Below are 13,850 nucleotides of genomic sequence, written 5' to 3'. Positions count from 1 at the left end.
GAGGACAAGCTGAGCGTTTGCATGACACTGACGAAGCGTCTGCTCCTCCTGGCGTTGATCTCGGTCCTGCCGGCCATCGTCATCTGGACTTACACTGAAGTCTCCCTTCGCCGGGCCCGGGAGGCGGAGGTGAACGACCTCGCCATCCGGCAGGCTCAAGTGGTGGGTGCGGAGCTCGAGCGGATCTTCGACGGAGTCCAGGGTCTCCTGCTCGCCGTGGACGAAACGCAGTCCATCCGCACGTTCGATACGGCCGCCTGCAGTCCTTATCTGAAGGCCATCCAGGAGCGGGTGCCCTATATTCTCTCCATCGTGGCGATGGACATCAGCGGGCATATCCGCTGCCGGCCGACCGGCACCATCGACACGCAGCACTACTTCGCGGACCGCCGCTACTTCCACAATGCCCTGGGCAACAGGGGCTTCGTCATCGGCGAGTACACGCCGGTCTTCGATGAAGGCGGCCTCGCCCCTCATCCCGTTCTCCCCCTCGCTCTGCCGATCTGGAACGACAGGGGCGACGTGGTCGGTGTCCTGGCTGCGGCGCTGGACCTGAGGTGGCTGGCCGAAAAGGTGAAGGAGCGCACCGTTCCCCAAGAGGGATCCGTGACCATTGCCGACCGGAACGGCATCGTCATCGTGCAGGACCCTCATCCGGAGCGAATGCTCGGAAAGCTGCTGCCGCAGGATTATCTCGTTCAGGCGCGGGCGAAATCCGCCGGCACGGCCGAGACCTTGAGCATCGACGGGATGAAGCGGATCGTGGGCTACATCCCTCTCGATCTGCCGCCGAAGGACATCTACATCAATGTCGGCTTGTCGACAAAAGTCGCCTTCGCGTCGATCAACCAGGCGGCCCAGCGCGGCTTCATGCTGATCGCGGCGGCGCTCATCATGGCGCTGTCCTTGTCCGCCCTGCTCAGCCGAGCCTTCATCACGCGGCCTTTCGAGCAGATCACCGACGGCATCCAGGCGTGGCGGCGGGGGGACTACCGGGCGCGCATCTCGCTTCCCGGAAAATCCGGCGAGTTCGGCATTCTCGCCAGGGCGTTCAACGATCTCATGGACGATGTGGACGAACGCCAGCAGGCCCTTCAGCTCAGCGAGGAACGGGCCCGGCTCGCCCTCGAGGCGGGCCATATGGGAACCTGGTGGTACGATCCCGACAAGAATGTCGGCGCCCTGTCGGCGCGGGCGGCCGCCATGATCGGCCTGCCCGAGGCCACCTCCTCGATGAACCCCAGGGAATGGCAGGAAATTATCCATCCCGACGACATGGAGCGCGTGGTCCAGAAGTGGCGTGCCGCCATCAAGAGCCTGGGCGACTACGAGGACGAGTACCGCATCCGGCACCCGAGCGGGAGCATCCGCTGGATCAACTCCAAGGGCCGGGTGTTCCTCGATACGCACAAGCGGCCGGTCTATTTCGTCGGCATCTTCCACGACATCACCGAGCAGAAGCATGCGGAGGAGCAGCAGCGCTTCTTCCTCAACGAGCTGAACCACCGGGTGAAGAACACCCTGACCACGGTGCAGTCCATCGCCTCCCAGACCCTGCGCACCACCGAAACGCCGGAGCAGTTCAGGGAAGCCTTCGAGGGCCGCCTGCTCGCCCTGTCGAAGACGCACAACCTGCTCACACGCCAGTCCTGGCGCGAGGCGGAGCTGCGGGACGTGGCGGAGCAGGAGCTCGCCCCCTACCGCAAGCCCGGCGACGAGCGCGTCGTGCTGCAGGGGCCGGACGTGAAGCTGCCGGCGCGCTATGCCATCAATCTCGGCCTCGTCCTGCACGAACTGGTGACCAATGCCGCCAAGTACGGCGCGCTCTCCACCAATGCGGGCCGCCTCGAAATGACGTGGGCCATCGTCCATTACGAAGACCGGCCGGACCAGCTGCGCATCCACTGGACCGAGAGCGGCGGTCCTCCCGTGGCGCCGCCCAAGCGCCAGGGCTTCGGCTCGCGCCTGATCCGCCGCAGCATCGAGGGCGAGCTCGGGGGCTACATCGTGCTCAACTTCGCGGAGAGCGGCGTGGCCTACGACATCTCCGTGCCCCTCGGACAGGCGGCTAGCGCAGCAGCATAGACAGGAGGCGGTTCATGCGGCTGCCATAGGGCGGCTTCGTCATGCCGGCGCCGTTGATGCGCGCCTGGCGGAACACGGAGCGGGCATGGCTGAAGGTCCTGAAGCCCGCCTCGCCGTGATAGGCGCCCATGCCGCTCGCGCCCACGCCGCCGAAGGGCAGCTCCTCCTGCACGCAATGCAGGAGCGTCTCGTTGACCGCGACCCCGCCGGAACGGGTCCTGGCCAGCACGCGGTCCACCGTGCTCGCGTCATGGCTGAACACGTAGAGCGCCAGGGGATGCGGCCGGGCGCCGACGAAGCGGCAGGCGCCCTCGACGTCGTCGTAACCCACGACCGGAAGCACAGGCCCGAAGATCTCCTCCCGCATGGCCTGCGCATGGTCCGGCACGCCGGTGAGCACCACGGGGGCGAGCTTGCGCTGCGCGGGGTCGAGGGCCTCGCCCGCCGGATTGATCTCGTGCACGGACGCGCCGCGCTCCTCCGCATCGGCGACCAGGCGGCGGAGGCGTTCGTAGTGGCGCTCGCTGACGATGGCCGTATAGTCGGGGTTTTGCGCAAGCGTCGGGTAGAGCCTTGCGACCGCTGCTCCATAGGCCGCGGCGAAGGCCTCTTCCCGCTCGCGCGGCACGAGCACGTAGTCGGGCGCGATGCAGGTCTGGCCGGCATTGAAGAGCTTGCCGACGGCGATCCGCTCCGCCGCCTTGGCGAGGGGGAAATCCGGCGCCACGAGAGCCGGCGACTTGCCCCCCAGCTCCAGCGTCACCGGCACGAGGTTCTCGGCGGCCGCCTGCATCACCTGGCGCCCCACGGCCGTGGAGCCGGTGAAGAGCAGATGGTCGAAGGGAAGGCGCGTGAAGGCCCGCGCCACGTCGGGCCCGCCCTGCACGACGGCCGCCTCCGCGGGATCGAAGACCTCCGCCATCACCTCCTCCAGCAGCGTGGAGGTGCGCGGCGTCAGCTCCGACGGCTTGAGCATGATGCGGTTGCCGGCCGCCAGCGCTCCCGCGAGCGGCGAGAGCGCGAGCTGGACCGGGTAGTTCCAGGGGCTCACGATGCCCACCATGCCGAGAGGCTGATAGAGAACCCGCCCCGATCCGGGCTGGAACATGAGCCGGATCGGACGCCGCCGCGGCTTCATCCACCGGCGGAAGTTTTTTCGCGCGTGGCGCAGGCTGGCGACGACCGGGTAGAGATCGGCCAGCTTCGTCTCGTGCGCGGAGCGGTGCCCGAAATCCGCAGCGACGGCCTTCGCGAAGCTGTCCGCATGGCGCACGATGGCCTCGGCGAGCCGTGCGAGCGCCTCGTCCCGCCGTTCGGGCGACAGCGCCCCCTCATCCGCAAGGGCGCGCCGCTGCGCCTGGAAGCAGATCTGCAGCCTGTCCCTCACGGGATCGGGAACGGCATCGTGCACGTGCTGGGGCTCCGCCTTGGGTCAGGCCATCATATGGCGGAGCGGACACCATTCTCAACATGAGGGCGGAGGAGACGGATTGACGGAGCGTGAGAGATGGCAAGGATAACCCTTTGCCACCCGCGCAGGAGTCTGATGGTGAACGGCCCCTCCCCCGTGCTGTCGATCGAGAGCCTCTCCATCGGCCTGCCCGCCCTGGCCGATAGGCAGCACGCGATCCGGAATGTGTCGCTCTCCATCAACCCGGGCGAGACCCTTTGCGTGGTGGGCGAATCCGGCTCGGGCAAGTCCATGACCGCCATGGCCGCCATCGGCCTGCTGCCGCGGGGAGTCGAGGTTCTCGCAGGCTCGATCCGGCTCGGCGGACGCGATCTTCTCTCCCTCGACGAGGCGGGCTGGTGCGACGTGCGCGGCCGGGAGGTCGGCACCGTGTTCCAGGAGCCCATGACCTCGCTGAACCCGGTGATGCGGGTGGCGGACCAGATTGCCGAGACTTTTCGCGCCCATGGCCTGCTCACGCCTGCCGAGCGCGAGCGCCGCGTGCTCGACCTCCTCGCCGAGGTCAACCTGCCGCACCCGGAGCTGATCGCGAAGGCCTATCCGCACGAGCTCTCCGGCGGCCAGCGCCAGCGGGTGATGATCGCCATGGCCCTCGCGCTCGAGCCGAAGCTCCTGATCGCCGACGAGCCGACCACCGCGCTCGACGTGACCACCCAGGCGCAGGTGCTCAGGCTCATGGACAACCTGCGCCGCAAGAAGGGCACGGCGGTGCTGTTCATCACCCACGATTTCGGCGTGGTGGCCGAGATCGCCGATCGGGTCGCCGTGCTGCAGCACGGCGAACTCGTGGAGGAAGGAACGGCCGAGGAGGTGCTCACCCGCCCGCAGCACCCCTATACGAGGCGGCTGCTGGCAGCGGTGCCGTCCCTGACCCCGCCCGCGCCGAAGGTTCTGGCGGGCGAGCCCGTCGCGCTCAAAGTCGACGGCCTCACGAAAACCTATGGCGGGCGCGGCTTCTTCCGCAAAGGCCGCGAGGTCCAGGCGGCGGATGCGGTGAGCTTCAGCATCCGCCGCGGCGAGACGCTCGGGCTCGTGGGCGAGTCCGGATCCGGCAAGTCCACGGTCGGGCGCTGCGTCCTGCGGCTCATCGAGCCCGACGGCGGCGCCATCGCCATCGGGAATGTGTCCTTCGGAGCCCTCTCCCAGCGCAGCCTGAGGCCCCACCGGCGCAAGATCCAGATGGTGTTCCAGGACCCCTTCGCCTCCCTCAACCCGCGCCGCACCGTGGGCCGGATCATCGCCGAAGGGCCGGTCACGCAAGGCGAGAGTCCGGAGAAGGCGCTGGACGTGGCCAAAATCCTGCTGGAGAAGGTCGGCCTGCCGGCCCAGGCCGTGGACCGCTACCCGCACGAGTTCTCCGGCGGCCAGCGCCAGCGCATCGGCATCGCCCGCGCGCTTGCCATGCGGCCGGACGTGCTGGTGGCCGACGAGGCCGTCTCGGCCCTCGACGTGTCGGTCCAGGCCGAGATCCTGAAGCTGCTGAAAGGGCTTCAGGAGGAGTTCGGGCTAGCCATCCTGTTCATCACCCACGACCTGCGGGTCGCCGCCCAGATCTGCGACCGCGTGGCTGTCATGCAAAAAGGTCGGATTGTCGAAATGGCCGAAACCGCGCAACTCTTCGCGCATCCGCGGGATGCCTATACCCGCCAGCTCCTGGCCGCCGTGCCGGGCATGAACAGGATGATTGAGGGAGACGCCCCGTGAACGATCAGGTCCGCGCGCCCATCGCGCCCCACATGGTGTTCCAGAATCTCATCGGCGGGCGCGAGCGCCCCGCCTCGGACGGCATGACCCTCGACGTGTTCTCGCCCGTCGACGGCTCGCTCTTCGCCCGCATCGCAGCCGGAACGCCCCAGGATATCGACGAGGCCGTCGCGGCTGCGCGCACGGCTCTCGACGGCGCCTGGGGCAGGCTGACCGCCACCGAGCGCGGGCGCCTGCTCATGAAGCTCGCGACCCTGATCGAAGCCCGGGCCGACGAGCTTGCGCTGCTGGAAAGCCGCGACAACGGAAAGCCCCTGCGCCAGTCGCGCGCCGATGCGATCGCGCTCGCCCGCTATTTCGAGTTCTACGGCAGCGCCGCCGACAAGCTGCACGGCGACGTGATCCCCTATCTCAACACCCATTTCGTCGGCGTCGAGCGGGTGCCGCACGGGGTGACGGGGCACATCGTCCCCTGGAACTACCCGATGCAGATCTTCGGCCGCTCGGTGGGCGCCGCGCTCGCCGCCGGCAACGCCACGGTGGTGAAGCCGGCGGAGGACGCCTCGCTGACGATCCTGCGCGTCTCTGCGCTCGCCCGCGAGGCCGGCCTGCCCGACGGCGCGCTGAACGTGGTGACGGGTCTCGGCCGCACGGCGGGCGCGGCGCTCGCCGGCCACCCGGGCATCGACTTCCTGTCCTTCACCGGCAGCCCCGAGACCGGCACGGCGGTGCAGATCGCAGCAGCCAAGAACCATGTGGGCGTCACCCTCGAGCTCGGCGGCAAGTCGGCGCAGCTGGTGTTCGACGATGCGGATCTCGAGCGGGCGCTGCCCACCCTCGTCAGCGCCATCATCCAGAACGGCGGCCAGACCTGCTCGGCCGGCAGCCGCCTGCTGATCCAGCGCGGCATCTTCCAGGACGTGGTCGATGCGGTCGCCGAGCGCTTCCGCACCCTGCGCGCCGGCCATCCCGAGCGCGAGCCGGATCTCGGCCCCATGATCAACCAGGCCCAGCAGCGCCGCGTGATGGGCTACCTGGAGCGCGGCCGCAACGAGGGACTCTCCATCGTCGCGGAGGGCGTCGTGTGCCTCGATGCGCCCCCCGGCGGCTACTACGTGGCCCCCGCCCTCCTCGCCCCGGTGCCGCACGACAGCATCCTGTCGCAGGAGGAGGTCTTCGGCCCGGTGCTGGTGGCAACCCCCTTCGAGGACGAGGCGGAGGCGATCCGGCTCGCCAACGGCACGCCCTACGGGCTTGCGGCCGGGGTGTGGACCCGGGATGCCATGCGTGCGCCCCGCGTCGCCCGCGCCATGCGTGCCGGCCAGGTCTTCGTGAACTGCTACGGCGCCGGCGGCGGCATCGAGCTGCCCTTCGGCGGCTTCGGCCGTTCCGGCCATGGCCGCGAGAAGGGCTTCGAGGGCCTGATCGAGTTCACGACGACCCGCACGCTCGTCGTCGCGCACGGATAAAGCAGGTTTGGAAAACACTGCCCTCCTCCTGAGGAGGTCGCTTGAGCGACCGTCTCGAAGGAGGATCCGGAGAGCACTGGAGGCTCCTTCGAGACGCAAACTTCGTCCGCTCCTCAGGATGAGGGCGGAGTATGACAAAACGACAGTCACAAAGGTAGGGAAGAACCATGAATCGCCTTGAAGGCAAGGTGGCGCTCGTGACGGGCGCCGGGTCGGGCTTCGGTCTGGGCATCGCGCAGACCTTCGCCCGCGAGGGTGCGAAGGTCGCCATCGTCGACATCAACGAAGCCGCCGCCAGGAGCGCCGCCGGGGAGATCGGCGCCGGCGCCATCGGCCTTGCGGCCGACGTGTCGAAGGCGGCCGACGTGAACGCGGCGGTGGAGAAGACCGTCGCCGCCTTCGGCAAGCTCGACATCGTCGTCAACAATGCGGGCATCAGCCACCGCAACCGCCCGATGCTGGAGGTCGAGGAGGACGAGTTCGACCGGGTCTTCGCGGTGAACGTGAAGTCGATCTATCTCTTCGCCAAGGCCGCGGTGCCGCTGATGCAGGCCCAGGGCAGCGGCGTGTTCATCAATGTGGGCTCGACTGCGGGCCTGCGCCCGCGCCCCGGCCTCACCTGGTACAACAGCACCAAGGGCGCCGTGCACACCATGACCAAGTCCATGGCCGTGGAGCTCGCCCCCCACAGGATCCGCGTCTGCGCGCTCGCCCCCGTCGCCGGCGATACGCCGCTGCTCGCCACCTTCATGGGCGAGGACACGCCGCAGAAGCGCGAGCTCTTCGTCAGCTCGATCCCGCTCGGCCGCTTCTCCACCCCGCAGGACATCGCCAACGCCGCCCTCTACCTCGCCTCCGACGAGGCCAGCATGATCACCGGCGTGGTGCTGGAGGTGGACGGAGGCCGGTGCATCTAAGCCGAACTCATGCTATACCGTGACAGGAGTTCGGGGCCTCGCCGGCAACCCGTACGGGAAGGGTTGGCTGGATGGATCCGAAACTGTCGCTGGCATTTCATCAGGCTATCGAGGCCGGGGATCTCAAGGCCATCCGGGCTCTCCTCGGCGATCCGCCGAACTTCCCCAATGGCCAGCTTCCTTATGAAATCACGATTTTCGAGGAGTACTGCCTCGACCATGCCATCGTTCATGGCCCCCTTTCCCTGGTCAAGGAGCTTCTGGAGCTCGGAGCCGATCCGAACTATCCGGGCAACGGGTTTCCCTCGCTCTTCTCCGCCCTCGACTCGCCTCAGCCGGACAGGCATGAGCGCCTGAAGCTGCTGCTGGATTATGGGGCTGATATCCAGCAGCGCGGGGTGAACGACTACACGCCGCTCCATCAGGCGGCGTGCATGGACGATGCGGCGGCCGTCGAGATCCTGCTGCAGCGCGGGGCCGATCCGAACGCCCGCACCCGGATCGACGAATGCGCAACGCCGCTCGAGGAAGCGGAATACCTCGGCCGCGTCCGGGGGGCCGAAGCGCTGCGAAGGCTGGTGGGTCTTCGGTCGGAGTAGCGGCTTTCAGGCTGAGACGACTGCCTCAGCCTGCCTTCCATTCGAACGGAAGCGGCGCCTCCCGGAAGGCGAAGCGGTCGAGATGCGAGCCGACCACGCCCTTCATCCGTTGGAGCGTCCCGTCGTCCTCCGCTTCCACTGTCACGGTGAGGGCCTCGGGATCCGCCGTCATGGTGGCCACGGCAGCCGGGAACCGGACGATTCCTTCGGTTTCGGACAGTTCGACATCCAGCGTGTGGCTCCAGTGCTTGCAGAGCTGCTGGAGGTAGCGGGCGCCGCTCGTCGTGGGCACCCGTGCGGTTTCATGAGCCATCTCAATGCCTTTCCTTGGCCAGCATCCCTCAGCGGCATAGGCCCCTCGGCCGCCCAAGTTAAGTGAACAATCGGTAATGACGGTCTTCCATCCGGCGCGGTCCTGCGTAAGCTGAGGCGACCCGCGGCCTTTTGCGGACCAACCGGATGGAGTTCAAGCCCGATGACGAAGCGTTTTCTGACCGCCGCCCTCCTCCTCTCCGTCAGCGCTCTTCCGGCTTTGGCCGCCAAGACCTCCCTGGTGGTGGGCATGCCCATCGAGCCGCCGGGCCTCGATCCGACCATCGCCGCCCCGGTCGCCATCCGCGAGGTCACCTGGGTCAATCTCTACGAGGGCCTGGTGCGGATCGACCGGAACGGCAAGGTCCAGCCCCTGCTCGCCAAGAGCTGGGAAGTCTCTCCGGACGGGCTGACCTACACGTTCCGCCTGCAGGAGGGCGTGAAGTTCCATGACGGCACGAGCTTCGACTCCGCCGACGTGAAGTTCGCCTTCGACCGCGCCCGCGACCCGAAATCCACCAACGCACAGAAGCAGATCTTCGCGCCCATCGCCTACATCGAGACGCCCGATCCCGCCACCGTGGTGATTAAGCTGAAGGAGACCTCGGGCAACTTCCTCTACTATCTCGGCTGGGGCGATGCGGTGATCGTGGCGCCGGAGACGGCGGCCGCCAACGCCTCCAACCCGGTCGGCACCGGGCCGTTCAAGTTCAAGTCCTGGACCCGCGGCGACCGGGTGGAGCTGACCAAGAACCCCGATTACTGGCAGAAGGACAAGGTGAAGCTGGAAAGCGTCACCTTCCGCTTCATCAGCGACGCGCAGGCTCAAGTTGCCGCCCTTCGCGCAGGCGATGTGGACGCCTTCCCCAATCTCGGTGCGCCGGAGCTCTTCGCCGCGTTCCAGAAGGACACCCGCTTCAAGGCGGTGGCCGGCAACACGGAGGGCGAGACGGTCGCGGGCCTCAACAGCGCGAAAAAGCCCTTCGACGACGTGCGCGTGCGCCGCGCGCTCATGCATGCGGTCGATCGCAAGGCGCTGATCGAGGGCGCCTATTCCGGCTTCGGCAAGCCGATCGGCAGCTTCTTCTCGCCCAACCATCCGGCCTTCGTGGACACCACGAACGTCGTTCCCTACGACGTGGGGAAGGCGAAGGCGCTCCTGAAGGAGGCGGGCTTCGGCAACGGGCTCTCCATCACCATCAAGTCGCCCCAGATGGCCTATGCCAGCCGCTCGGCGGAGCTGCTCTCGGCCATGTTGGCGGAGGTGGGCGTCGAGCTGAAGATCGTCCCCACGGAGTTCCCGGCCAAGTGGATCGAAGAGGTCTTCCGCAACAAGGATTACGACGTGACCATCGTCTCCCATACGGAGCCCTTGGACATCGAGATCTTCGCCCGCGACAACTACTACTTCAACTACAAGAACGACAGGTTCAAAGCCTTGATCGCCGAGGCCTCCAAGACCACGGACGAGAAGGCGCGCTTCGCCAAATACGCCGAGGCGCAGAAGATCCTCGCCGAGGACGTGCCGGCCCTCTTCCTGTTCCAGCTGCCCAAGCTCGGGGTGTGGAACGCGAAGGTGCAGGGCCTGTGGGAGAACTCCCCGATCCCGTCCAACGACGTGACCGAGGTTTCGTGGACGGAGTGATCTGCCGGTTTAGGCAGAGCCATGACAAAGGCCTGGATCACAGACCTGTCGAAGAGGCCCTCAAAGAGGCAACGGAATCGTGCGAGTTCTTTGCGTCGGAACCTCACGGAACCTGATAGAAAACTCTGGTGGCATCTGCGGCAACGTCTGCCCCTTGAGAAAGGGCACTTTCGCCGTCAGGTTCCAATTGGGCCTTATGTAGCGGACTTTTGCTGCCTCACATCGAAACTTGTCGTCGAGGTCGATGGTCATCAGCATGGGTACGATGCCAAGGCTGTTCACGATGAGCACAGAACAAGCTATCTCAACAGCCATGGCTTCCGGGTCATCCGGTTCACGAACAGGGAAGTGATGACTGCGATCGAGAGTGTTCTGGACACGATTCTGGCCGCGTTGAACGCGGGTTCCCTCCCCCTTGCGGGGAGGGATTGAGGGTGGGGGTCGCAAAGTCAGGGCATCGCTTTCGCAGGAGAGAGCACAAGGACGATACAGTGCACATTTCCGCGCGGGGCTCACCCAGCTATACCACCCCCACCCCTACCCCTCCCCGCAAGGGGGAGGGGGCAGGCCGCGCGTAAACTCATGCTCCGCCTCATCCTCTCCCGCCTCGTCTCGCTCGTCGTGACGCTCCTGTTCGTGTCGCTGGCGATCTTCCTGATCCTGGAGGTCCTCCCCGGCGATCCGGCCGCCATCATGCTCGGCACGGCGGCGCGGGAGGATACGCTCGCGGCCCTGCGGCAGGAGCTCGGGCTCGACCGGCCGGCGCTGCTGCGCTACCTGCAGTGGATCGGCGGGATCCTGCACGGCGATCTCGGCACCTCCATCACCTACAAGATGCCGGTTTCGACGCTGGTCGCCGAGCGCATGACGGTGACGCTTCCCTTAAGCCTGCTCGCCATCCTCATCTCCACCGCCATCGCCCTGCCCCTGGGCGTGGCCGCCGCCGCGCGCCGTGACGGGGTGGTGGACCGCGCGGTGCTGGTGTTCAGCCAGATGGGCGTCGCGGTGCCGAACTTCTGGATCGGCCTGCTCTTCATCCTGTTCTTCTCCACCTGGCTCGGCTGGTTTCCCGCCGGCGGCTTTCCCGGCTGGAGCGCCGGCATCGGGCCGGCCTTCCAGGCGCTGCTGCTCCCCGCAATCGCGCTCGCCCTGCCCCAGGCGGCGGTGCTCACCCGTGTGACGCGCTCGGCCACTCTCGAGGTGATCGGCGCGGATTTCGTGCGCACCGCCCGCGCCAAGGGCGTCGACAGGGGATCGACGCTTCGCCGCCACGTGGTGCCGAACGCGCTCATTCCCGTGACGACGATCTTGGGGTTGCAGCTCTCGTTCTTCTTCGGCGGCGCGATCCTGGTGGAAAACGTGTTCAACCTGCCGGGCCTCGGGCGCCTCGCCTATCAGGCGCTCAACCAGCGGGACCTCGTGGTGATCAAGGACATCGTGCTGATCTTCTCCGGCCTCGTGATCGTGGTGAACTTCCTGGTCGACATCGGCTACGCCATCCTCGACCCGCGCCTGCGGAGCCGGGCATGACGAAGCGTGCGCGTCTTCCGCTCAATGCCGCCCTCGTGGCCGGCGGCATCCTCACGGCGCTGCTCGTCGTCACCGCCCTCGTGTCGCTCGCCTGGACGCCGGAGGTGCCGACCCGCGTGCGCGTCGCGCTGCGCCTGAAAGCGCCCGGCGAGGTGGGCTTTCTCGGCACGGATCATTTCGGCCGCGACGTCGCATCGCTCCTCATGGTCGGCGCCTGGAACTCGCTCGCCATCGCGTGGCCCGCGGTTCTTCTCGGCGCCGCCATCGGCACGGCCATCGGCTGCGCGGCCGCCGCCTGGAAGGGCCTCGCGGACGAGATCGCCATGCGCGTGTCGGACGTGGTCTTCGCCTTCCCGGCGGTGCTCTCGGCGATCATGATCGGCGCGCTCGTCGGCTCCGGGCCTCTCGCCGCCATCCTGGCGATCGCGGTGTTCAACGTGCCCGTATTCGCCCGCGTCACCCGGGGCGTCGCGCTCCAGGTCTGGACCCTCGACTACATCGCGGCGGCGCGCGCCATCGGCAAGCATCCCTTAAGGATCACCTGGGAAGACGTGATGCCCAACATCGCGGGCGCCCTGATCGTGCAGGTGACGATCCAGCTGGCGCTCGCGATCCTCACGGAAGCGGGCCTGAGCTACCTGGGCCTCGGCGTGCGCCCGCCGAACCCGAGCTGGGGCCGGATGCTGAGCGACGCGCAGACCTATCTCTCGCAGGCTCCGCACCTCGCCATCGCGCCGGGCATCGCCATCGCGCTCTCGGTGCTGGGCCTGAACCTTCTCGGCGACGGTTTGCGCGATGCCCTGGATCCGACGCTGAAGGGGCGAGGTGCAGGGGCTTGAGAGTATGAAAAGACTGAACTCAACCTCATCCTGAGGAGGTCGCTTGAGCGACCGTCTCGAAGGAGCCTCCAGTGCTCTCTGGAAACTCCTTCGAGACGCAGGCTTCGTCTGCTCCTCAGGATGAGGGAGGAGAGTTGTCGAGCGTTCTAAGCCGCCTTGCTCATCGCCTTCCACACATCCGCGAGGATCTCGTAGGAGCGCAGGCGCTTGCCGTGGTCGTAGATCGCGGCGGCGACGATCAGCTCGTCCGCGCCGGTCTGGGCGATGAATCCTTCCAGCCCCGCGCGCACGGTCTGCGCGGAGCCGACGAAGGAGCAGGAGAGCATGGACATGGCCTGCGCCTTCTCCTGCGGCGTCCAGTAGCTCTCGATGTCGTCGATGGGCGGCTGGAGCTTGCCGCGGGCGCCGCGGAACAGGTTGGTGAAGGATTGCTGCGCCGATGTGAAGAGACGGCGCGCCTCCTCGTCCGTGTCGGCCGCGATCACGTTGACCCCGACCATCGCATAGGGCTGGTCGAGCTGGGCCGAGGGCTGGAAGCGCTCCCGATAGACCTGCAGCGCCTGCATCAGGGCACCCGGCGCGAAGTGAGAGGCGAAGGCATAGGGCAGGCCCAGCATGGCCGCAAGCTGCGCCCCGAAGAGGCTGGAGCCCAGGATCCAGAGGGGCACGTCGGAGCCTGCCCCCGGCACGGCCTGGATCGCCTGATCCGGCTGAACGGGCCCCAAAAGCGCCTGCAGCTCCAGCACGTCCTGCGGGAAGGTATCGGCGGCGGTGGGATCGCGGCGCAGGGCCCGCAGCGTCCGCTGGTCGGTGCCGGGCGCCCGGCCGAGACCGAGATCGATGCGCCCCGGATGCAGGGCCTCCAGGGTGCCGAACTGCTCGGCGATCACCAGCGGCGAATGGTTCGGCAGCATGATCCCGCCCGCGCCCACCCGGATCGTCCGGGTGCCCGCGGCCACATGGCCGATCACCACGCTCGTCGCCGCGCTGGCGATGCCCACCATGTTGTGGTGCTCGGCGAGCCAGAAGCGGTTGTAGCCCCAGGCTTCGGCGTGCTGCGCCAGATCGAGCGTATTGCGCAGGGCATCGGCCGGGGTGAAGCCCTCGGGCACGGGCGCGAGGTCGAGAACGGAGAAGGGCGGCATGGGCTTCCTTGGAAAGCGTCTGGCAGGAGCGCCGATCCAACAGATCAGGTCTGCGCCTCCGCTGCGCAAGTCAAAGAGCTGCCCGTTCCCGCAATCGAGCCATGCATGGGATGCAGCCAAAGCAAGACCCGGCA

At 67.4% G+C, this 13,850-nt stretch carries 12 protein-coding genes; 9 read left to right on the top strand and 3 right to left on the bottom strand.

All coding sequences use genetic code 11. From position 1 onward, the window contains the following. The first annotated feature begins 21 nt into the window (after positions 1–21). On the top strand, positions 22–2,085 hold the full coding sequence (locus tag GR303_RS00680) for a sensor histidine kinase (protein ID WP_161721483.1): 2,064 nt from the start codon (positions 22–24) through the stop codon (positions 2,083–2,085). On the opposite strand, the gene GR303_RS00675 is transcribed toward GR303_RS00680, so the two are convergent. Further along, positions 2,069–3,496: an aldehyde dehydrogenase family protein gene (locus GR303_RS00675; protein WP_161721482.1), complete on the bottom strand. Its 1,428-nt coding sequence runs from the start codon at positions 3,494–3,496 to the stop codon at positions 2,069–2,071. The genes GR303_RS00680 and GR303_RS00675 overlap by 17 nt on opposite strands. Before the next feature lie 135 nt (positions 3,497–3,631). Here GR303_RS00675 and GR303_RS00670 point away from each other — a divergent pair, with 135 nt between their 5' ends. The 4 genes from GR303_RS00670 (at position 3,632) to GR303_RS00655 (ending at position 8,245) form a co-directional block, all read left to right on the top strand. Further along, the gene (locus GR303_RS00670) at positions 3,632–5,260 is read left to right on the top strand and encodes an ABC transporter ATP-binding protein (protein ID WP_161721481.1); all 1,629 of its coding nucleotides are present in this window, start codon (positions 3,632–3,634) and stop codon (positions 5,258–5,260) included. After that, positions 5,257–6,729 carry an aldehyde dehydrogenase family protein gene (locus GR303_RS00665; protein ID WP_425487087.1) on the top strand — a complete coding sequence of 491 codons (1,473 nt, stop codon included), beginning with the start codon at positions 5,257–5,259 and terminating at the stop codon, positions 6,727–6,729. Before GR303_RS00670 ends, GR303_RS00665 begins: the two co-directional genes overlap by 4 nt. A gap of 167 nt (positions 6,730–6,896) precedes the next feature. Continuing rightward, a complete protein-coding gene (locus tag GR303_RS00660; RefSeq protein WP_161721480.1) occupies positions 6,897–7,646 on the top strand; it encodes an SDR family oxidoreductase in 750 nt (249 codons plus the stop codon). Between the two features lie 71 nt (positions 7,647–7,717). Next, positions 7,718–8,245: an ankyrin repeat domain-containing protein gene (locus GR303_RS00655; RefSeq protein ID WP_161721479.1), complete on the top strand. Its 528-nt coding sequence runs from the start codon at positions 7,718–7,720 to the stop codon at positions 8,243–8,245. Positions 8,246–8,270: 25 nt separating this feature from the next. On the opposite strand, the gene GR303_RS00650 is transcribed toward GR303_RS00655, so the two are convergent. After that, on the bottom strand, positions 8,271–8,558 hold the full coding sequence (locus GR303_RS00650) for a DUF2218 domain-containing protein (RefSeq protein ID WP_161721478.1): 288 nt from the start codon (positions 8,556–8,558) through the stop codon (positions 8,271–8,273). A 162-nt stretch (positions 8,559–8,720) separates the two neighbouring features. Here GR303_RS00650 and GR303_RS00645 point away from each other — a divergent pair, with 162 nt between their 5' ends. The 4 genes from GR303_RS00645 (at position 8,721) to GR303_RS00630 (ending at position 12,571) form a co-directional block, all read left to right on the top strand. Next, positions 8,721–10,202, top strand: coding sequence for an ABC transporter substrate-binding protein (locus GR303_RS00645; RefSeq protein WP_161721477.1), 1,482 nt, complete (start codon positions 8,721–8,723; stop codon positions 10,200–10,202). A gap of 21 nt (positions 10,203–10,223) precedes the next feature. Then, entirely contained in the window at positions 10,224–10,634 is a 411-nt protein-coding gene (locus GR303_RS00640) for an endonuclease domain-containing protein (protein ID WP_161721476.1), read from the top strand. A 150-nt stretch (positions 10,635–10,784) separates the two neighbouring features. Beyond that, positions 10,785–11,732 (top strand): ABC transporter permease, encoded by a 948-nt coding sequence (locus GR303_RS00635; protein ID WP_161721475.1) that lies wholly within the window; start codon positions 10,785–10,787, stop codon positions 11,730–11,732. Continuing rightward, positions 11,729–12,571: an ABC transporter permease gene (locus tag GR303_RS00630; RefSeq protein WP_161721474.1), complete on the top strand. Its 843-nt coding sequence runs from the start codon at positions 11,729–11,731 to the stop codon at positions 12,569–12,571. The genes GR303_RS00635 and GR303_RS00630 overlap by 4 nt, the downstream gene beginning before the upstream one ends. A gap of 146 nt (positions 12,572–12,717) precedes the next feature. On the opposite strand, the gene GR303_RS00625 is transcribed toward GR303_RS00630, so the two are convergent. Continuing rightward, complete coding sequence (locus GR303_RS00625; RefSeq protein ID WP_161721473.1) at positions 12,718–13,716, bottom strand: LLM class flavin-dependent oxidoreductase; 999 nt, start codon at positions 13,714–13,716, stop codon at positions 12,718–12,720. Positions 13,717–13,850 lie beyond the last annotated feature (134 nt).

Source organism: Microvirga arsenatis (assembly GCF_009910705.1).
Classification (GTDB): domain Bacteria; phylum Pseudomonadota; class Alphaproteobacteria; order Rhizobiales; family Beijerinckiaceae; genus Microvirga; species Microvirga arsenatis.
Note: the sequence above shows the minus strand (reverse complement) of the source record. Positions and strands in the feature narration are given on the sequence as shown.